The sequence below is a fragment of the Roseateles sp. T103 genome (assembly GCF_057219915.1).
Genome location: NZ_JBXVVS010000001.1, coordinates 583,309 through 602,567 on the forward strand (window position 1 = coordinate 583,309; position 19,259 = coordinate 602,567).

General features: G+C 69.2%; 13 protein-coding genes and 2 tRNA genes. 7 read left to right on the forward strand and 8 right to left on the reverse strand.

Translation table 11 applies throughout. The features are described from left to right. Positions 1–125 precede the first annotated feature (125 nt). From AC2EBS_RS02580 to AC2EBS_RS02600, 5 genes are all read left to right on the forward strand, one after another. Entirely contained in the window at positions 126–2,783 is a 2,658-nt protein-coding gene (locus AC2EBS_RS02580; protein ID WP_484726813.1) for a PD-(D/E)XK nuclease family protein, read from the forward strand. Further along, complete coding sequence (locus AC2EBS_RS02585; protein WP_484726814.1) at positions 2,780–6,172, forward strand: UvrD-helicase domain-containing protein; 3,393 nt, start codon at positions 2,780–2,782, stop codon at positions 6,170–6,172. The genes AC2EBS_RS02580 and AC2EBS_RS02585 overlap by 4 nt, the downstream gene beginning before the upstream one ends. 29 nt (positions 6,173–6,201) lie before the next feature. Next, a tRNA-Pro gene (locus AC2EBS_RS02590) sits at positions 6,202–6,278 on the forward strand. A gap of 131 nt (positions 6,279–6,409) precedes the next feature. After that, positions 6,410–8,398: an OPT family oligopeptide transporter gene (locus AC2EBS_RS02595; protein WP_484726815.1), complete on the forward strand. Its 1,989-nt coding sequence runs from the start codon at positions 6,410–6,412 to the stop codon at positions 8,396–8,398. Between the two features lie 49 nt (positions 8,399–8,447). Further along, a tRNA-Arg gene (locus tag AC2EBS_RS02600) sits at positions 8,448–8,524 on the forward strand. 25 nt (positions 8,525–8,549) lie between these two features. Here AC2EBS_RS02600 and AC2EBS_RS02605 read toward each other — a convergent pair. Then, the gene (locus tag AC2EBS_RS02605; protein WP_484726816.1) at positions 8,550–9,242 is read right to left on the reverse strand and encodes a glutathione binding-like protein; all 693 of its coding nucleotides are present in this window, start codon (positions 9,240–9,242) and stop codon (positions 8,550–8,552) included. A gap of 70 nt (positions 9,243–9,312) precedes the next feature. Here AC2EBS_RS02605 and AC2EBS_RS02610 point away from each other — a divergent pair, with 70 nt between their 5' ends. Continuing rightward, positions 9,313–10,056, forward strand: coding sequence for a hypothetical protein (locus AC2EBS_RS02610; protein ID WP_484726817.1), 744 nt, complete (start codon positions 9,313–9,315; stop codon positions 10,054–10,056). A gap of 25 nt (positions 10,057–10,081) precedes the next feature. Here AC2EBS_RS02610 and AC2EBS_RS02615 read toward each other — a convergent pair whose 3' ends face one another. Together AC2EBS_RS02615 and AC2EBS_RS02620 are read right to left on the reverse strand one after the other, a co-directional pair. Further along, positions 10,082–11,161, reverse strand: a complete 1,080-nt coding sequence (locus AC2EBS_RS02615; RefSeq protein WP_484726818.1) for a phosphotransferase — start codon at positions 11,159–11,161, stop codon at positions 10,082–10,084. Between the two features lie 63 nt (positions 11,162–11,224). Continuing rightward, on the reverse strand, positions 11,225–11,929 hold the full coding sequence (locus AC2EBS_RS02620; RefSeq protein ID WP_484726819.1) for a Crp/Fnr family transcriptional regulator: 705 nt from the start codon (positions 11,927–11,929) through the stop codon (positions 11,225–11,227). A 202-nt stretch (positions 11,930–12,131) separates the two neighbouring features. On the opposite strand from AC2EBS_RS02620, the gene AC2EBS_RS02625 reads away from it, so the two are divergent. Continuing rightward, positions 12,132–14,402: a type IV pilus assembly protein FimV gene (locus tag AC2EBS_RS02625; RefSeq protein WP_484726820.1), complete on the forward strand. Its 2,271-nt coding sequence runs from the start codon at positions 12,132–12,134 to the stop codon at positions 14,400–14,402. A 21-nt stretch (positions 14,403–14,423) separates the two neighbouring features. On the opposite strand, the gene AC2EBS_RS02630 is transcribed toward AC2EBS_RS02625, so the two are convergent. From AC2EBS_RS02630 to lptF, 5 genes are all read right to left on the reverse strand, one after another. Further along, positions 14,424–15,605 carry a pyridoxal phosphate-dependent aminotransferase gene (locus AC2EBS_RS02630; protein WP_484726821.1) on the reverse strand — a complete coding sequence of 394 codons (1,182 nt, stop codon included), beginning with the start codon at positions 15,603–15,605 and terminating at the stop codon, positions 14,424–14,426. Then, positions 15,602–16,546, reverse strand: a complete 945-nt coding sequence (locus AC2EBS_RS02635) for a CysB family HTH-type transcriptional regulator (protein ID WP_484726822.1) — start codon at positions 16,544–16,546, stop codon at positions 15,602–15,604. The genes AC2EBS_RS02630 and AC2EBS_RS02635 overlap by 4 nt, the downstream gene beginning before the upstream one ends. Next, positions 16,543–16,932, reverse strand: coding sequence for a sirohydrochlorin chelatase (locus AC2EBS_RS02640; protein ID WP_484726823.1), 390 nt, complete (start codon positions 16,930–16,932; stop codon positions 16,543–16,545). Before AC2EBS_RS02640 ends, AC2EBS_RS02635 begins: the two co-directional genes overlap by 4 nt. Positions 16,933–17,046: 114 nt before the next feature. Next, positions 17,047–18,153, reverse strand: a complete 1,107-nt coding sequence (lptG, locus tag AC2EBS_RS02645; protein ID WP_484726824.1) for an LPS export ABC transporter permease LptG — start codon at positions 18,151–18,153, stop codon at positions 17,047–17,049. Continuing rightward, a complete protein-coding gene (lptF, locus tag AC2EBS_RS02650) occupies positions 18,150–19,256 on the reverse strand; it encodes an LPS export ABC transporter permease LptF (protein ID WP_484726825.1) in 1,107 nt (368 codons plus the stop codon). Before lptF ends, lptG begins: the two co-directional genes overlap by 4 nt. Positions 19,257–19,259 lie beyond the last annotated feature (3 nt).

Sequence of the window (19,259 nt, forward strand, 5' to 3'; positions counted from 1 at the left end):
AAATGGGGCACGGCGACAAGGCAGAATGATTCTGACACAAAGCTTGCCGACGCGATGTCGCCGCCGAGGCACTGCCGACGCCATGGCCACGCTGTCGCCGACCTGATGCAACCTGACAGTCCATCTTGACGATCAAACAGCCCGTTCCCCTCGACAACTCTCACCGGGTCGCCGAGCTCTGGCCGAGCCTGGCGCGACGCATTGCCGCCTGGCTCGACGAGCAGGGCATACAGCCCCGGGACGCCATCGTGCTGCTGCCATTCGCGCAGCACCTGGCACCGGCACGCCGCGCATGGATGCAGCTGGGCCGCTGGCTGCCGCGCATCGAGACTACGCACAGCCTGGCCGCTGCGCTGGGGCCGAGTGCCTTGCCCCAGCCGCTGCAGATCAGCTTCGATGCTGCGGTCGATGCGCTGAGCGCACGCAGCCTGCTGCAGGGGCAGAGCTGGGCGCGGCAGTTGCAAGCCGAGGACGCTCGCGCCTACGAGCTCGCGTTGGCTCGCCTGGTCGAGGCAGCGCACGCGTATGCACGAGCGGCCGCGCAGCGGGCGCCGGCGACGCGCCCGAGCTTCTGGGACGAGGCCCGCGCCGGCCTGCATCAGCAGGGCGGTCCCGGTGGGCTGGAGCGGGCGCTGGCCCTGGTGGCGCTGGAATGGGCCGCTTCCGACCCGCGCTCGCCCGCCACCGATGCGCTGTTTGCGCTGCGGCCCAGTGCCTGGGTCGCGCTGCAGTGCGGCGGCCCCGACCCGCTTGCTGACGCGCTGCTGGGCGAGGCTCAAGCGCAGGGCAGGCCGGTGCTGCAGCTCAATGCCGATCTGCTGATCGAAGAGGCCTTGACTGGCGCCGGCTTGCCTGGCCGGGTAGAGACCGATGTCTGCGAGGACTTCGAAACGCTCGCGCAGCGCAGTGCCGCTGCGGTGCTGCAGCATTTGCAGCAGGGGCGCACGCCGGTGGCCCTGATCGCGCAGGACCGCGTGCTGATCCGCCGGGTACGCGCACTGCTGGAACGCCAGTCGGTGTCCATCGCCGATGAGACCGGATGGATGCTGGCCACGCTGCCGCAGGCCACACAGTTGCTGGCACTGCTGCGTGCTGCAAGGCGCGAGGCCACGCTGGACGACTGGCTGGCCGCGCTGAAGAGCGCCCTGGCGGCGGATCTGCTCGACCGCCATGGCAGCAGCGCCTTGAGCGCGCTGGAGCTGCGCTGCCGGGCCAAGGGCTGGGCGCGTCCCCAGGCCCTGCAGCCCGAGCGGCTCGCGCCTGCCAGCGCGCGTCTGTGGGCCGCGGCGCAGGGGGCACTGACCCCGCTGCTGGCCGGCGCTGCATCGCGCAGTTTGCTGGAGTGGCTGGACGCCCTGGGTGAGAGCCTGCGTCGGCTGGGCGCCTATGCGCGGCTGGACGAGGACGATGCCGGCGGCCAGCTGCTCGACGCTTTGTGGCTGCGTCGCTCGCCCTGGCCGGGCTCGGCGCACGAGGCGGTGCTGCAGCAGTCACGTCTGGATCTGTCCGGCTTCATCGCCTGGGTCGAGGCCACGCTGGAGGCCGCGCAATACGCGCCGCCTGTCGCCGGCCCGGTGGCGGTTGTGATCACACCGCTGGCCCGTGCGATGCTGCGCCCCTTCGGCGCGGTGGTGCTGCCCGGTGCCGACGCGCAGACCCTCGGGCCGGTGCCCGCGGGGCCGACGCTGATCCCGGAAACGCTGGCCGAGCGCCTGGGCATGCCCACGCTGGTGGCCAAGCGCGAGGCGCAGGCCAGCTGCTTCGCCCAGCTGCTGCGCACGCCGGCGCTGACGCTGTTGCGCTGCCACAGCCGCGGCGAGGGGCCGCTGCCGCCCAGCCCTCTGCTCGAGCGCCTGGCGCTGGCGCTGCGCGCGGCCGGGCTGCCGGGATTGCCGGCCTGGCAGGACGAACGGCCGCGCAGCGCCATCACGCCACAGCGCTCGGCGCGCGCCGAGGCGCGCAGCCCCGGCCGGCTGCCGGCCCAGCTCAGCGCCAGCGCGCTGGACTCGCTGCGGCAGTGTCCGTACCAGTTCTTCGGCCGTGTGTTGTTGGGCCTGCGCGAGCAGGGCGAACTGGAGGCGCCGGCTGACAAGCGCGATTACGGCACCTGGCTGCATGCGGTGCTGCACCAGTTCCACGAGAGTCGCATCTCATCGCCCGGCGACGACGAGGCGCTGCTGCAGCTTGCGGCGCGCGAACAGATGCAGGCGCTGGACCTGAGCGAAGCCGAGTTCCTGCCCTATTCGGCCAGCTTCGCTCGCTTCGTGCCGCGCTACCTGGACTGGCTGCGTGCATACGAGGCCGGCGGTGCGAGTTACCAGGCCGGCGAGCTCGAGCGCGCGCTGCAGCCTTTCGCTTCACTGGGTCAACCGCTGGCGCCACTGCAGCTGCGCGGTCGTGTGGACCGTGTCGACCGTGCGGCCGACGGCGCGCAGCTGCTGATCGACTACAAGACCGGTGGCGTCGCGGCACTCAAGGCCAAGGTGGCCGAGCCGCTGGAGGACACGCAGCTGCCGGTCTATGCGCTGCTGATGGGGGCCGAGGCGGGCGATGCGTCGCAGCAGGCCTGCTATCTGGCGCTGGACGAAGCCAAGGGCCTCGCCACCATCGAGCATCCGCAGGTGGCCGACACCGCTGCGGTGTTGATCGAAGGCCTGGCCGACGATCTGCAGGCCATCCATGACGGCGCAGCCATGCCGGCACTGGGCGAGGGCTCGGTCTGCGACTGGTGCGAGATGCGCGGCCTGTGCCGGCGCGACGACTGGACGGGGGCGGCGCCATGAGCCTCTTGCCTGCCACCGCCGCCTATACCGTCGACGGCCGCCTGGTCGCGCGCGAGCATTTCTACCGTCTGGCCTGCGATCCGCGGCGCAGCGTCGTCGTCGAGGCCTGCGCCGGCGCCGGCAAGACCTGGATGCTGGTCTCGCGCATCCTGCGTGCGCTGCTCGACGGCGCGCAGCCGCAGGAGATCGTCGCAATCACCTTCACCCGCAAGGCCGCCGGCGAGATGCGCGAGCGTCTGGGCCAGTGGCTGCAGCAGTACGCCGGCTGCAGCACGGCCGAGCGCGTCGAGGCGCTGGTGCAACGGGGCATGGACCCGGCTGAAGCCGAAGCCGCCGCGCCGCTGCTAGCCGGTATGCAAAAACAGCTGCTGCAGCAGGGGCGCCCGGTGGAGATTCGCACCTTCCACGCCTGGTTCTCGCAGCTGTTGCGCGCCGCGCCGCTGGAGCTGCTGCAGGCCCAGGGCCTCGCTCCCGAGCTGCAGCTGGTCGAGGACGAGGCTGACCTGATGCCTGAGCTCTGGCAGCGCTTCCATACGGCTGTGCTGGCCGACGAGGCGCTGCGGGCGGCCTATCACGAGCTGGTGCGCACGCGCGGCCGCGCGAGCGTACAGCGCTGGCTGGAGGCCGCGTTCGACAAGCGCGTCGAGCTGCGCCTGGCGCAGCAGGCCGGCACGCTGCTGGACAGCGTGCCCGGTGCGGCCAGCGTCTCGCCGCGTTATGCCGGCATGGCCGATCCGATCGAAGCCTTCGCCGCGCTGCGCCCCGGCCTGCAGGTGCTGGCGGGCCAGCTCGGCGGCGCGAAGAACGCCACGCCGCGCAAAGCCGGCGCGGCGATCGAGCAGGCGCTGAGCGATCTGGCCGATCCGCGCGCGGCCTTCGACGCGGTGTTCAAGGCGCTATTCACCGCCGAGGCCACGCCGCGCAAGAACCTGGGCGAGAGCCCCGCGCTCAGCGCGATGCTCGCCGAGCTGGAGTTGCTGGCCCGTGCGCTGGCCCAGCACGAGGCAGCCCAGCTGCACCGGCTGATGTGCGGCCTGGCGCTGACGCTGATCGAGGCCTACGAGCAACTCAAGCGCAGTCGCGGCCTGGTGGACATGAACGATCTGGAGCGCGGCGCGCTGGCGCTGTTGGGCGATGCCGAGCTCGCCGGCTGGGTGCAGCAGCGTCTGGACGCGCAGGTGCGCCACCTGCTGATCGACGAGTTCCAGGACACCAGCCCGCTGCAGTGGCATGCGCTCTATGCCTGGCTGTCCAGCTATGCCGGTGCCGGCGGCGGCGCCAGCGGTCAGCAGCCGCCGACGGTGTTCATCGTGGGCGACCCCAAGCAGAGCATCTACCGCTTCCGGCGCGCCGAGCCGCGGGTGTTCGCGGCCGCGGCCGACTTCGTGCGCCAGGGCCTGGGGGGCGCGCTGCTGGCCTGCGACCACACGCGCCGCAATGCGCCGCCGGTGCTGGGCCTGGTCAACGCAGTGTTCGCACAGGCAAGTGCCGCAGGCGAGTACAGCGGCTTTCGCGCCCACAGCACCGAAAGCGACGGCGAGGCCGATGCGCTGCTCGGTGTGTTCCGCCTCGACGACTCGGTTGCGAGCCCGCCGCCGGCGGATGAGCCCGCCGCGGCGGCAGAAGCGACGGCGGAGCAGGGCGAGCTCGTCTGGCGTCCCAGCCTCAGCGTGCCGCGTCACGAGCCCGAGCTGCAGCGCCGCGCCGCCGAGGCGCAGCGCATCGCGGCCAGCATTGCTGCGATGCTGGCCGAGGGTCAGGTCTTGCCGGGCGAGGTCTTCGTGCTGGCACGCAAGCGCGAGCCGCTGCGCGTGCTGGCGCAGATGCTCAAGGGGCTGGGCATCCCGCATGCGGCGCCTGAGGACACGCCGCTGCTGGACTCGCCCGACGTGCGCGACCTGATCGCGCTGCTGGACGTGCTGGCCTCGCCGGGGCACAACCTGTCGCTGGCCCATGCGCTGCGCAGCCCGCTGTTCGGTGCCGACGAAGCTGACCTGCTGCTGCTGGCCGAGGCCTCCGGCGCGGTGCGCTGGCTGGGCTGCGCGCAGCCGGGCGAGGAGGGCATGAGCCCGCAGAGCTGGTGGGCCGCGCTGATGCAGCTGGACGTGGCGCGCCTGAGCCCGGCCTTGGCGCGCGCGCGCCGCTTGCTGACGCAGTGGCAAGACCTGGCACGCTGGCGCAGCCCGCACGATGTGCTCGATGCCGTGGTCGCCGACGGCGAGCTGCTGCCGCGGCTGGCCGCGGCCGTGCCGCCTAGCGAGCGACGCACGCGGCTGCATGCGATCGATGCGCTGCTGGCGCTGGCGCTGGACCTGGATGGCGGGCGCCACTCGGGCCTCTACAGTTTCGTGCGCGCGCTGAAGACCCGCGCGCTCAAGCTCGCCTGGCCCACGCTGCCCGACGCGGTGCAGCTGCTCACCGTGCATGGCGCCAAGGGACTGGAGGCGCGCGTGGTCTTCGTGATGGATTGCGAGGCCTCACCGGCGCGTGCCGAGACCAGCAGCCTGGCGGTGGCCTGGGAGGTGCAGGACGCCGCGCCGCGCACCGTGGCCTTCCTGGCCTCGGAGAGCCGGCCGCCGCCTTCGCTGCAGCTGCTGCTCGACGAGGAGCGCGAGCAGCGCCGCCGCGAGGAGCTCAACGCGCTCTATGTGGCACTGACGCGGGCGCGTTCGCGCCTGGTCTTCAGCCGCACGCCGCCGGCACGCAAGAGCAGCGCTGCCACCACCTCGGTGAGCTGGTGGAGCCGCTTGCAGCCGCTGTCGCAAGCATTGGCTGTGCCGGCCGAGGCACCGTCTTTCGTCGCGTCGGACGAGTTCGCACTGCCGCTATTGCCGGCAGCGCCGCAGCCTGCCGAGACCGGGGCCGAGATCGGCCGCGCGCCCGAGCTGGTGGACGAAAGCGCCGCGCTGGGCGAGGCGCTGCACCGCGTGCTGGAGTGGGCCAGCGGGCCCAGGCCGCAGCCGCGGGCGCAGCTGCTTGCCGCGGCGGCGCAGATGTACGGCCTGGACGCGGCCCGCAGCGAACGCCTGGCGCGTAGCGCTCAGGCCATCCTCGACAGTGCCGAGTGCGCGCGCTTCTTTGCTGCCGAGGCGCTGCTGTGGGCCGGCAACGAGGTGGTGGTCAGCTGGCGCGGGCAGGACCTGCGCATCGACCGGCTGGTCTGTCTGCGGGGCGAGGCTTCCGCTCCGGTGTGGTGGGTGCTGGACTACAAGCTCAATCCGGCGCCGCAGCAGCAGCCCGAGTATCTGCAGCAGCTGCTGCGCTATCGCGAGGCGGTGCGTGAGCTGCAGCCTGGCGAGCCGGTGCGCACGGCCTTCATCAACGGCCAGGGCCGGCTGATCGACTGCACCGAGATCGTCGAGCAGCTCGCGAATGGTTCGGGAGCCTGACGCGGCAGGCTACAATGCGCAGCTTCAGTCGGGGCGTAGCGCAGCCTGGTAGCGCATCTGCTTTGGGAGCAGAGGGTCGCGAGTTCGAATCCCGCCGCCCCGACCACTAAAAAGCGAAACCCGCGGAGCCCGCCGGCCCCGCGGGTTTTTCGTTGGGCCGGCACAAGCCAGCTGCAGTGCCTCAGGCCACAAGCCATGGCGCGCCTCCTTGTGGCCACCTGAACCACAGATCCGACGATGGCAATACAACAACTCAGCGAAGAGCAGATTCGCACATGGAGCCGCGAGCAGAAAGACCGCTGGTGGCTTGAGAAGGTCTACCGCGGCGACATGGCGCAGCTGACGCTTCGCTCCGGCCTGACCGGCTTCCTTCTTGGCGGCATCCTCTCCGCCACCGGGCTGTACATCGCGGCCAAGACCGGCATCACCGTCGGCGTCGGCCTGACCGCAGTGATCCTGGCCTTTGCGCTGTTCCGCACACTTGCGCGCCTGGGGCTGAGTAGCGACTTCACCATTCTCGAGAACAACTGCGGCCAGTCCATCGCCACGGCAGCCGGCTATGTGGTCGCGCCGCTGACCAGCTCGCTCGCGGCCTACATGCTGATCACCGGGGTCGTCATTCCCTGGTGGCAGATGATGATCTGGATGGCTGTGATCGCCATCCTCGGCGTGCTGGTGGCCTTCCCGATGAAGCGCCGCTTCATCAACGAGGAGCAGCTGCCTTTCCCCGAAGGACGCGCCAGCGGCGTGGTGCTGGACTCGCTTTACGACGGCAAGGCGGGCGAGGGCATGTTCAAGGCGCGGCTGCTGGGGCTGACGGCGCTGGGCGCCGGCCTCTATCAGGCCATCATCAGCGATGGCTGGATGAAGCTGATCCAGTTCAAGCTGCTGCGCATGAACGAGTGGCTGGGCATGAAGTCGCCCTGGGTGTTCCATGAGCGGCTGGATACCTACTACTACCAGTGGGCAGCGAAGGCGCAGTTGGCAGCGCCCTCGATCCTCGGCACTGATTTCCGAGTGCTCGGTCTGCGCCTGACGCTGGACATGGCGATGCTGGGTGTCGGGGGCTTGATGGGCATCGCGGTGGCAAGTAGCTGCCTGCTGGGCAGCTTCATCAACTTCGGCGTGCTGGCGCCGCTGATGATCCAGGCTGGCGATATCGCGCCGCGCCTCAGCCCCAGCGGCGCGCCAGTGCCGCTGTCGCGTGCCGAAATCGTCAACCAGTGGTCGCTGTGGTGGGCGGTGACGATGATGGTCGTCGGCTCGCTGGTCAGCCTGATGGCCAAGCCCAAGCTGCTGACCGGAGCCTTCAAGGGCCTGTTCGGCAAGCGCGACGCGGCACGCAGCAGGGGCAGCGACGTGCTGGCGCATATCGAGGTGCCGTTGTGGGTGTCCTGGGTCGGCGTGCCGGTGTTCAGCCTGCTGGGCGCCTGGATCACGCATCTGTTCTTCGGCGTGCCGGTGCTGCTGGCGCTGGTCTCGCTGCCGCTGATCTTCGTGCTGACCATCATCTGCACCAATGCGATGGCGCTGACCTCATGGACGCCGGTGGGCGCGCTGTCCAAGATCACGCAGTTCACGATGGGCGCGATCGACCGCAGCAACCCGGCCAGCAATCTGCTGCCCGCGGGCATGACCGCTGAGATCGCGTCCAACGCGGCCAACCTGCTTTCCGACATCAAGCCCGGCTACATGCTGGGTGGCAAGCCGCGCCACCAGGTGTGGGGCCATGTGATCGGCATCTTTGCCGGCGTGCTGGCCTGCGTGCCGCTGTACTTCCTGCTCTTCCTGCCGGCCGATGCCAGTGGCGTGCGCAGCACCGCGACCATCGTCTCCGAGCAGTTCGCGATGCCCAGCGCGCTGCAGTGGAAGGGCGTGGCCGAACTGATCGCTAAGGGCGTCAAGGACCTGCCGGCCTCGGCCGTCGTGTCGATGATCGTCGCGGCGATCGCCGCGGCGGCGATCGAGCTGCTGCGCATCGTCACCAAGGGCCGCTTCCCGCTGTCTGCCGTGGCCATCGGACTGGGCGTGGTGCTGCCGCCGGAGGCGGTGCTGGCGATGTTCGCCGGTGCGCTGCTGTTCTGGCTGATGGGCCTGCGCAACAAGCAGCCCGGCAGCCGCGGCCACCGCATCTGGGTCGAGGGCTGCGAGCCGATCTGCGCCGGCCTGATCTCCGGCGCCGCGCTGATGGGCATAGGCAATGCGGTGCTCAATGCCGTCTTCTGACTGAAGCTCAGAGCCCAGGGGCTGCATGGCAGAATGCAGCCCCGGCGTGCCGACCGTAGCTCAACCGGATAGAGCACCCGCCTTCTAAGCGGGCGGTTGGGGGTTCGATTCCCTCCGGTCGGGCCAGCATCGCCGGCCGACGCCCTTCAGCTCACTTGCGCTCGTACTGCGTCTTGCCGAACAGCACTTCGCGCGCCTTGTCGTCCATCGTCGGTTTGCGCAGCTGCGTCAGCACCTCCACGCCACGCTGCACCGCCGGGCGCGCCGCGATCTCGTCGAACCAGCCTTTCAGGTGCGGGTAGTCGCTGAGCTCGACGCCCTGGTTCTTCCACGGCCGGATCCACGGGAACACCGCGATGTCGGCGATCGAGTACGCGTCGCCGCCGATGTACTTGCTCGCGGCGAGCCGCTTGTTGAGCACGCCATAGAGGCGCTTGGCCTCGTTGGTGTAGCGGTCGATCGCGTACTGGATCTTCTCCGGCGCATAGATGCGGAAGTGGTGTGCCTGGCCCAGCATCGGGCCGACGCCGCCCATCTGGAACATCAGCCACTGCAGCACCTCGTACTTGCCGCGCACATCGGTCGGCAGCAGGCGACCGGTCTTGGCGGCCAGGTACAGCAGGATCGCGCCCGACTCGAACAGGGAAATCGGCTGCCCGTCCGGTCCGTCGGGATCGACGATGGCCGGGATCTTGTTGTTCGGGCTGATGGCGAGGAAGTGCGGCTCGAACTGAGCGCCTGCGCCGATGTCCACGGGGATCACCCGATAGGGCAGGCCGCACTCTTCCAACATGATGTGTACCTTATGTCCGTTGGGTGTGGCCCACGAATATGCTTCTATCATTGGCTGCCCTCCGCAAGTACTGAGTGACGCGATCCGACCGTGGCTAGTCTGCGGCAAATTCTCCTCGCAGATGGTAATTAAGCAAGTCAAAGGCTGGTTCCAGGCACGTGCCAATGCAGCGCGCTGGCGCGGCATCTCCGATTGGGCGGAGTCGCGTGGCGCGCTGTTTCGCCAGGCGCGCGATGGGCGCGGCTTCCAGATCGAGCAGGCCAAGGCCACGCCGGGCGCACTGCGCATCGAGTGGGGGCCCTCGCAGCGCATCTATATCGAAGGCACTGAGCTGCGCATGCGCTGCGAGGCCGGGCTCAATCCCGATCTGCAGCTGATGGTCATCGCTCGTGGCTTGATGGAACGGCTCGAGAAGGACGTCTTCGAAGCCTATACGGACACCTTGCGCACCCGCGTCGATACCGACACGCCCGAGGAGATGCGCTGGCTGGTGATGTTTCCCAAGGCCCGGCCGCCGGCCTCGCGGCGCGTGCGCGAGTGCTTTGGCGCGCTGGGGGTGAATCGCGAGCTGGCCGCGGCCTGGGTCGACGGACCGTTGTCCGATGCGCTGACGCTGGCCAGTCAGGACCTGCTGCCGCCCGAGCGCGCCTTCGTGATGATGAGCATGCGCGGCAACGTCTACCTGCGCTGCAGCATGATCTCGCCCGAATTGGGCGAGATTCAGGCGCTGGTGAAGCTGCTGGAGACCGCCTGCCGCGAGGCCCAGCGTGTCAGCGCCCGGCTGGGTGATGCCGGCCCTTGGCCGACGACAACCTCGGTGGCCTGGCAGAGCTCGGCGCCGGACGAAGCTCAGCGTCAGCCCTGAGCCCCGGCCGGTCTGGCGCTGGTCCTCAGGCGCGCAAGGCGAACTGCCAGGCCAACTCGGCCAGCGGACGTGCGCCGGCGCCGGCCTCGCGGGCACGGGCGCTGGACGCGGTGCCTGCCTCCACGCGCTTGGCAATGCCCTGCAGGATCGCGGCGATGCGGAACAGGTTGTAGGCCAGGTAGAAGTTCCAGTCGCGCATCACCGCATCGACGTCGCTGCGGCCGGTGCGTTCGCAGTAGCGCTTCACATAGCTCAGCTCGTCGGGGATGCCCAGCGCGGCCAGATCCAGCCCGCCGACGCCACGCGCCGCGGCGCCGCCCGGCACGATGTGCCAGGACATGCAGTGGTAGCTGAAGTCGGCCAGCGGATGGCCCAGCGTCGAGAGCTCCCAGTCCAGCACCGCCAGCACGCGCGGCTCGGTGGGGTGGAACACCAGGTTGTCCAGCCGGTAGTCACCGTGGACGATGGAGACCTCGGCCTCATCGCGCGCCGAGGCCGGGATGTGCGACGGCAGCCACTCGATCAGCTTGTCCATCGCCTCGATAGGCTGGGTGATCGAAGCCTGGTACTGCTTGCTCCAGCGGCCGATCTGGCGCTCGAAGTAGTTGCCGGGCTTGCCGTAGTCGGCCAAGCCCACGGCCCTGTGGTCCACGCTGTGCAACGCGGCGATGACGCGGTTCATCTCGTCGTAGATCGCAGCGCGCTGGGCCTTGTCCATGCCGGGCAGCGACTGGTCCCAGAGCACGCGGCCCTCGATGAACTCCATCACGTAGAAGGCTCGGCCAATCACCGACTCGTCCTCGCACAGCGCCAGCATGCGCGGCACCGGCACGGCCGAACCCTCCAGTGCACGCATCACGGTGAATTCGCGCTCGATGGCATGGGCCGAGGGCAGCAGCTTGGCCACCGGGCCAGGCTTGCTGCGCATCACATAGCTGCGCGAGGGGGTGATCAGCTTGTAGGTCGGGTTCGATTGCCCGCCCTTGAACTGCTCGATGCTCAGCGGGCCGGCAAAGCCGGGTACCGCCGCTTGCAGCCAAGCGCTCAGCGCCGGGATGTCCAGTGCTTGCGCGACGGGGCGGGTGCCGGTGTAGGCGTCGTCCATGGGTCTCCTCTCAGTGTTCGGTGAAGGATCTCCCGGGACGCGTGCCATGCGCCGCGGGGATCGTCAGCGGCCAGCGATGGCCATCAGCTTGTCTTTGCTCAGCACGACGAGCCGTGTCGGCTCCACGCGCACCGCGCCTTCGCGCTCGAAGCCCTTGAGCTCCTGGTTGACGCGCTGGCGGGAAGCGCCGAGCAGCTGCGCCAGATCCTCCTGCGCGAGTTGCAGGCCGATGCGCGTCTCCTCGCCCTGCTGCACGCCATAGGCGCGCGCCAGCACGAGGATCTGCTTGGCCAGGCGCGCCGCCAGCGGCCGCGTGTTCAGGTCCTCGACGGCATCGAACATCAGCCGCAGCCGGCGGCAGTTCAGGCGCAGCAGCGCGTCGTAGAGCTCGTTGTGCCTTTGCAGCAGGTCGCGGAAGTCGGGCTTGCGCACCGACAGCAGCGTGGTCTCGCCATGGGCGGTCGCATCGTGGGTGCGCGGCAGGCCGTCGAACAGCGCGATGTCGCCGAACCAGGTGCCCGGCTCCACATAGGTCAGCGTCACCTGCTTGCCGGTGAGCGACACGGTGCTGACACGCACTGCCCCCTTGGCTACGCCAACCCAATCCTCGGCCGGCTCGCCGCGGCAGGACAGCAAGGCGCCGTCCTTCAGGCGCCGCACCGTGGCACGCGAAAGAATGTCGCTGCGCAGTGGCGCGGACAGTTTGGAGAACCACGAACCAGACTCGATATTGCTGCGTTCGGAAATTGTAAGAACCGGGCTATTCATGCTGAGTCGCTGACGTGACAGCCGCGGAGCGGCGCTAAGGAGCGTGCATTTTCAACGAGTCCGCGTTCTGGGTGCGAGGCTATCGTGCAGGCTGCCGCAAAGCGTGCACATTTGCAGCCGGTCAGCAGCGTTTCAATGTGTAACGCCATGCTAGAGTCGCCGGCAACTTATCAGCAGCAGGCGCAGTACCTTCTCGACCGACGTGTCCCGCCAGACCGTTCCCCATGCCGTGAACCCGCGGCCGCCGCGGCTGCGGTCGCTTGCCGTACTGGCTGCGGCGTTGCTCGGCGTGCAGGCCGTCCAGGCCGTGGGCCTGGGGCGTCTGCAGACCCTGTCCTCGCTCGGGCAGCCCTTGCATCTGCTGTTCCCGCTGACGCTGGGCAGTGGTGAATCGTTGTCGCCGGACTGCGTCATTGCCGAGGTCCTCGCTGGTGAGGCGCGCCTGCCGCCCGGCACGGTGCGCATCGAGCTCGAGGGCGGCTCGCAGCAGAGCGTGCGCGCGCTGCGCCTGCGGTCCACACAACAGATCAGCGAACCCATCGTCACGGTGAACCTGCAGCTGGGTTGCCCGGCCCGTTTGGTGCGCCAGTACACCGCCTTCATCGATCCGGTCGATAGTGATGTACCGGCTGCCGTGGTGCCGGCGCCGCAGGCGGAACTGGTGCGCCAGTTCTCGCCGCAGCTGCAGGCAGCGCTGGCCACGTCCGATGCGCGGCCTGCCGAGTTGCTGGCAGCGCAGCCACCGGGTTCCCCTGAAGCGATGCGCTTGCCTGCCGCAGAGCCATCGCGCACGGCGGGCAAGGTGACACCAGCGCGCAGCGCCTCGGCGGTCGAAGCGAGCCGCGATGGGCTCGAAAGCCGGGACGCGGCTGCTTCTGCGCCAGCGGCCGTTGCGCCGTTGCGGTCTGCGGCCAAGCCCGGCGAAGCGATCAAGCCGGCCGAGAAGGCTGCGCCGAAGAGCCCCGACCGCAGCGCTGCTCGGAGCAGCGACAAGAGTGCTGAACGGTCCGCCGCGCGCAAGGCGGACGAGGGCTTGTCGCCTGCCGCTGCACCGATGCCTGCGGCTACACCGCGATTGCGTCTGGAGCCAGCCGAGGCCTTGAGCGATACCGCGTCGGCCAGCGGGGCAACTGCCGCGGCCAGTGCCGCCAGCGCAGCGGACATGCCGGCCAGTGCGGTGGCGCTGCCGGAGAGTGAGGCCGAGCGACTGGTCCGGCTCGAGCAAGGGCTCAAGCTGCTGCAGCTTGAGCAGCGCGAGGCCGAGGGCCAACTCGTCGCGCTGCGTCGTCAGCTGGAGCAGGCGCGCACCGAGCGCTATCTGAACCCGCTGGTGTACGGACTGGCTGCAGCGGTGCTGCTGCTGCTGCTGGGCCTGCTGGTGTTGCTGTGGCGCAGCCGCCAACAGGAACGACTCAGGCACGCATCGCAGTGGTGGGGCGAAGCCGGTGAAGGCGCGGCGCCGAACGCCGGGCCCGCCGAAGCCGAGGTAGAAGCCGAGAGCCAGCCGCCAAAGCCGGCATCCGAACTGCCGCCCGCTCAGCCGCGGGCGGTCGAACCAGCGGCGGCGCTGCCAGGGCTGCAGGTCGAGTATCGCCAGGAGCACGCTGCCGCGGTGCCAACGCTCGAGTTGTCGCAAGCGCTATCGGCAGAGCTGCTCGCCGCGGCGCAGCCGCCTCACTACGAGCCGACCGGACCGGCACCACTGGATGAGGCATCGGTCGAGTCCGCGCCGCCACCATCGCCGGAGCCGGTGCTGGAGCCGGTCAGCTTTCAGTTCATCGAGAGTGCGCCAGCGCCGGCCGGGGCACGGCCTGCGCTGGTCCGGATCAAGGTCGAGGATCTTGTCGATCTCGAGCAGCAGGCCGAGTTCTTCTGCGTGCTGGGGCAGGACGAAGCCGCGATCGAATTGCTCGATCGGCACATCCACGACGATGCGCGCGATGTCGCACTGCCCTACCTGAAGCTGTTGCGCATCTATCAGCGCCGCGACAGACGCTACGAGTTCGAGACACTGGCGCGAGAGTTCGCCGAGCACTTCGGTCGCCCCATCCCTGCCTGGGACGATGCGCTCGACCGCGGCCTTGGACTGGAGGGCCAGCCTGAGGTGCTCAGGATGGTCCAGCGGCGCTGGGGCGATAGTGCCGCAACGATGTCGTTGCTGCAGGCGCTGCTGGTCGGGCATGCCGAGCACGGCAGCGTGCCGGAGGTGTTGCCTGCCACGGCCTATGACCTGGGCGTGCAGGCGGATCTGCTGCTGCTCTACGGCGTGGCGCGCGACATCTCGGAGCAAGAGGTGCGCGGCGCGGACGTGGACCTCTTTCTCCCGCTGGACAGCGCAGCGAACCCGCCGGCGAGCGCCATGATGGCGACCATGGTCTGGCAGCGCCCCGGCACTGCGCCACTGGCGCCGCCGCGGCCGCTCGAAGTCGACATCTCGCTCGACGAGGCCGAGCCGCCACGTGCGGCGCCGTAGTCGGCGCGCTCGGGCAAGGACTCAGAGCCGCGCCAGCTTGGCCAGTGCCGCCTGCAGCGTCTCGTCCTTCTTCGCGAAGCAGAAGCGGACCACCTTAGCCTTGCTGCCATTTGCGTAGAAGGCCGACAAGGGAATCGCTGCCACGCCCACCTCGCGGGTCAGCCATTGGCAGAAGCCGGCATCGTCCATCGCCGCCAGATCGCTGCCCAGACCCGAGTAGTCCACGCACTGGAAATAGCTGCCCTCGCTGGCCAGCAGCTCGAAGCGCGTGGCGGCCAGGCCGGCGCGGAACAGGTTGCGCTTGCGCTGGTAGAAGGCGGGGAGCTCCAGGTACGGTGCCGCGTCGGCCATATAGGCCGCCAGGCCATGCTGCATCGGCGTGTTCACGGTAAACACATTGAACTGGTGCACCTTGCGGAACTCGGCCGTCAGCGCCGCGGGTGCGGCCACATAGCCGACCTTCCAGCCGGTGACGTGGTAGGTCTTGCCGAAGCTGGAGACGATGAAGGCGCGCGCGGCCAGCGCCGGATAGCGCGCCACGCTCTGGTGCGGCTGGCCGTCGAAGACCATGTGCTCGTAGACCTCGTCGCTGAGCAGCAGGATGTCGGTGCCGTCGAGCAGCTCGGCCAGGCGCTGCATCTCGGCCTCGGTCCACACGGTGGCGCTGGGGTTGTGCGGCGTGTTGACGATGATCGCGCGGGTGCGCGGCGTGATCGCCGCGGCGATGAGCGCGAAGTCGGGGCGGTAGCTGCCAGGCGTCAGCGGCACGCGCACCACGGTGCCGCCGCAGAGCTCGATGTTGGGCGCATAGCTGTCGTAGCAGGGCTCCAGCACGATGACCTCGTCGCCCGGATGCACGATGGCCAGCAGTGCGGTGAAGATGGCCTGTGTCGCGCCAGCGGTGACGGTGATCTCGCTGGCCGCGTCGTAGCGGCCACCGTAGAGCGCGGCGATCTTGGCCGCAATGGCCTCGCGCAGCGCCGGCACGCCGGTCATCGGCGGGTACTGGTTCAGGCCGCCGTGCATCGCCTGGGTGACTGCGTCCACCAGGCGCGGATCGCAGTCGAAGTCGGGGAAGCCCTGGCCGAGGTTCACCGCGCCATGCTGCTGCGCGAGCGCCGACATGGTGGTGAAGATGGTGGTGCCGACATGCGGCAGGCGGCTCCGCAGTGCCGGCGTCTTGACGGTGAGGCGTTTGTTCATAGTTCGTAGTCGCTGGCGTCGCCGGCCAGGGCGCGCTCGAGCAGGTTCTTGTTCAGCCGGCTGGAGAGCAGCTCGGCGAAGCTGTAGACGAAGCTACGCAGATAGGCGCCGCGCTTGAAGGCGACGCGGGCGACGTTCTGGCCGAAGAGATGGCCCAGCGGACGCCAGACCAGGCCTTCGCCCGGCGTGTCCTCGCGCACCGCCATCTCGGCGACGATGCCCACGCCCATGCCCAGCTTCACATAGGTCTTGATGACGTCGGAGTCGATCGCCTCCAGCACCACTTCAGGCGTCAGGCGCCGCGCGGCGAAGGCGCGGTCCACGCGGGCGCGGCCGGTGAAGCTGGGGTGGTAGGAGATCAGCGGATAGGCGGCGAGCTGTTCCAGCGAGACGCGCTCCACCTGCGCCAGCGGATGATCGATAGGGACGACCATCACATGCTGCCACTCGTAGCAGGGCAGGCTGATCAGACCCTCGTGCTCGGCCAGGCTCTCGGTGGCCAGGCCGATGTCGGCGCTCTCGTCGAGCAGCATCTGCGCGACCTGCTCGGGGTTGCCCTGGTGCAGGCTGATCTGCACCTGCGGGAACTGCCGGCGCAGCTTGGCCACCGGCTCGGGCAGCACATAGCGCGCCTGGGTGTGGGTGGCGGCGATCGACAGCGTGCCGCTGTCTTGGCGTGCGTACTCGGCGCCGATGCGCTTGAGGTTGCCGACCTCGCGCATGATGAGCTCGATGGACTTGAGTACCAGCTGGCCCGGCTCGGTGATGTGTCGTAGGCGCTTGCCGTGGCGCGAGAAGATGTCCACGCCCAGCTCTTCCTCGAACTCGAGGATGGCCTTGGAGACGCCCGGCTGCGAGGTGTGCAGCGCCTTGGCGGTCTCGGTGAGGTTCAGGTTGCGGCGCGCCGCCTCCTGGACGAAGCGGAACTGGTGCAGGTTCATGGCGCGCTGGGGGAGGGGGTACTCAGGAAGTCCAGGCTGGCCTGGGCCATGGCGGCGATCACGCGGTCCTGCTCGCCGATCGCCGGGTGCAGCAGCCAGCTGATGGCATCGCCATGGCGCTGGCGCAGCTGCTCGATCAGCGGCGGAATGTCGCGGCGCACATGGCCGCTGGCGCCGAGGAACAGCGGCACGATGTGGATGCGCGTGCAGCCTTGCGCGGCCAGCGCCTCGGCGGCGGCCTCGATGCCCGGCTGCATCAGTTCCAAGAAGGCCAGCTGCAGCGGCATCTGCGGGCGCTGCGCAGCCAGCTGCGCAGCCAGGGTTTCGAAGGGGCGTGCCCAGGCAGGGTCGCGCGCGCCATGGGCAAAAAGCAGAAGGCCGTCCATGTCAGTCCTGCATCTTTCTGGAGTGACCGAGGTGGACACCACGGATCCGGCTCTGCCGGTCCGTCGGTGTAGCCCCCTCGAGGGGGCGCGCGAAGCGCGTACGGGGGGAGCCCATCACCGGTAACGGACCAGCCAGCCGAAGGCGGCCAGCGAGATGCCGAGGTAGATCAGGCTGGGCGTGGCGGCCACGGCCCAGGGCGTCCAGCCTTTGAGCATGCCCAGATGCCCGGCGAGATTGTTGAGCAGCACGAAGCTGATGCCCAGCATGATGCCGCCGAACACCTTCAGGCTGATGCCGCCGTTGCGCGAGTGCAGGTAGGCAAAGGGCAGGGCCAGCGCCACCATCACGAAGCAGGCGAAGGGGTAGAGCGCCTTGCGCCAGAACTGGATGTCGTGCTGCTGGGCCGACTGTTCGTGTGCCGACAGATGGGCGGTGTAGCGGTAGAGCTCGACGGTGGACATGTTCTTGGGCGGGCTGATCGCGGCGTTCAGCACGTCGGTATCGATGCCGCTGTTCCAGGCCAGGTCGTCGAGCGCCTGTTCGACGACCCGCTCGGCGCGCCACTCGGTGCGGCGGGCCTGCTGCAGGCGCCAATGCCCGTCGCCATCGACGCGAGCCCGTGCTGCCTCGGTGCGGGCGCGCAAGGCGCCCTGACTGTCGAACTCGTAGATGCGCACCCGCTCCAGCTCGCCGTCACTGCGTACCGCGCCGACGTTGACCGAGAAGCTGCGCTCGCCGGCGGGCGTGAGCTGACGGTCCTTCAGCCAGACCCCGCGCCCGCTGGCAACAGCGCCGCCGCCTGAGGTGTAGGCGGCACGCTGTGCCTCGACGTGGCGATCGAACTGCGGCGCCACGAAGTCCCCGACCACGAAGGTCGTGATGGCGAAACCCAGCGCCAGCGTGCTGAGCAGCGCCAGCGCGCGACCCGGCCCCAAGCCGCCGGTGCGCAGGATCGTGAACTCGCTGGAGTGCGCCAGGCGCGCCAGAGCGAAGATGCTGCCGATCAGCACGGCGATGGGGAACAGCTCGTAGAAATGCCCCGGCAGCTCGAGCAGGGACAGCCAGGCCGCGGCCGCGGCGCTGCCGCTCTTGCCCCGGCGGCCCAGCGAGTCCAGCGTTTCGACGAAGTCGATGAAGTAGAAGAGCGACAGGAAGGCCAGTGCCACGAAGGCCACGGCACTGAGCACATCCCGGTAGAGCAGCCGGCGCACGGTCTTCATGCCGAGCCTCCCTGGCGCCGAGGCATGCGCAGCCGCGGCAGGCCGATCTGGTTGCCGTTTTCGCGCAACCACATCAGCAGCAGCGCGACCACGAAGCAGCTGCCATGGACAGCCAGCAGCGCGGCCGGCAAGCTGGTGCGGCCGCTGCCCACCCAGGCCTGGGTGAGGTTGATCATGTTGAAGTAGACGACGAAGGCCAGCAGCGCGAACAACAGGTTCCAGTTGCTGGCGCGGCGTGGGTTCGAGGCCGACATGCCGATGCCCAGCAACACCATGTTCACCGCCGCGATTGCCAGGCCCAAGCGCCAGGCGATCTGCGCCTGGTGCAGCGGCTGTGTACTGCGCAGCAGGTCGAGCGTCTCCATGGCCTTGGGCGGCAGGGCATCGACCGAGCGTACCGCCTGGTCATCGATCTGCACCTGGTAGCGGTCGAAGCGAGCCAGCGTCTTGTTGCCCTGGCTGTCCACCTCGTTGCGCTGGCCGTTTTCGAGCAGCAGGTAGCGGTCGTCGTCGATCCACTCGATCCGGCCCCGGGCGGCGCTGGTGACAGACTCGCCCTTGGCGGTCTGGCTGAGGATGAAGACATTGCGGCCGGTGCGGCTGTCCTCGCTGTCGCGGTCGATGAAGAACACACGGCTGCCATCGCGCGAGCTCTGGAACTGGCCAGGCGTCACTCGCGAGAGGTCGGAGCGTTTCTCGTAGCGTTCCTTGATTTGAGCGCTGCTGCGGTTGCCCCAGGGCAGCACGACCAGCACGAGCACGACGATCACCACCAGCACCGGCCAGGCGAAGCGCAGTACCGGCTTGACGAAGCGGCTCAGCCCGACGCCGCTGGCGAACCAGATCTGCATCTCCGACTCGCGGTACATGCGGCCCAGGCTCGCGACCACGGCGATGAACAGGGACAGGCTGAGCATCGTGGGCAGTTGCGCCAGGCTCAGATAGCCCATCAGCAGCACCACGTCCTGCGGCGCGATATTGCCGCCCGCTGCCTGTCCGAGCGTGCGGATCAGCATCATCGTCAGCACGATGGTGAGGATGACCACGAGGGTCACGCCGAAACTGCGCGAGAGCTCAGCTCTTACAGAGGAATCGAATAACATCCG

What these genes read in the sequence shown, in the direction of transcription:
- AC2EBS_RS02585 (WP_484726814.1), top strand. Translation starts at nt 2,780, where the DNA reads ATGAGCCTCTTGCCTGCCACCGCCGCCTATACCGTCGACGGCCGCCTG.
- AC2EBS_RS02595 (WP_484726815.1), top strand. Translation starts at nt 6,410, where the DNA reads ATGGCAATACAACAACTCAGCGAAGAGCAGATTCGCACATGGAGCCGC.
- AC2EBS_RS02605 (WP_484726816.1), bottom strand. Translation starts at nt 9,242, where the DNA reads ATGATAGAAGCATATTCGTGGGCCACACCCAACGGACATAAGGTACAC.
- AC2EBS_RS02610 (WP_484726817.1), top strand. Translation starts at nt 9,313, where the DNA reads ATGGTAATTAAGCAAGTCAAAGGCTGGTTCCAGGCACGTGCCAATGCA.
- AC2EBS_RS02615 (WP_484726818.1), bottom strand. Translation starts at nt 11,161, where the DNA reads ATGGACGACGCCTACACCGGCACCCGCCCCGTCGCGCAAGCACTGGAC.
- AC2EBS_RS02620 (WP_484726819.1), bottom strand. Translation starts at nt 11,929, where the DNA reads ATGAATAGCCCGGTTCTTACAATTTCCGAACGCAGCAATATCGAGTCT.
- AC2EBS_RS02630 (WP_484726821.1), bottom strand. Translation starts at nt 15,605, where the DNA reads ATGAACAAACGCCTCACCGTCAAGACGCCGGCACTGCGGAGCCGCCTG.
- AC2EBS_RS02635 (WP_484726822.1), bottom strand. Translation starts at nt 16,546, where the DNA reads ATGAACCTGCACCAGTTCCGCTTCGTCCAGGAGGCGGCGCGCCGCAAC.
- AC2EBS_RS02640 (WP_484726823.1), bottom strand. Translation starts at nt 16,932, where the DNA reads ATGGACGGCCTTCTGCTTTTTGCCCATGGCGCGCGCGACCCTGCCTGG.
- lptG (WP_484726824.1), bottom strand. Translation starts at nt 18,153, where the DNA reads ATGAAGACCGTGCGCCGGCTGCTCTACCGGGATGTGCTCAGTGCCGTG.
- lptF (WP_484726825.1), bottom strand. Translation starts at nt 19,256, where the DNA reads ATGTTATTCGATTCCTCTGTAAGAGCTGAGCTCTCGCGCAGTTTCGGC.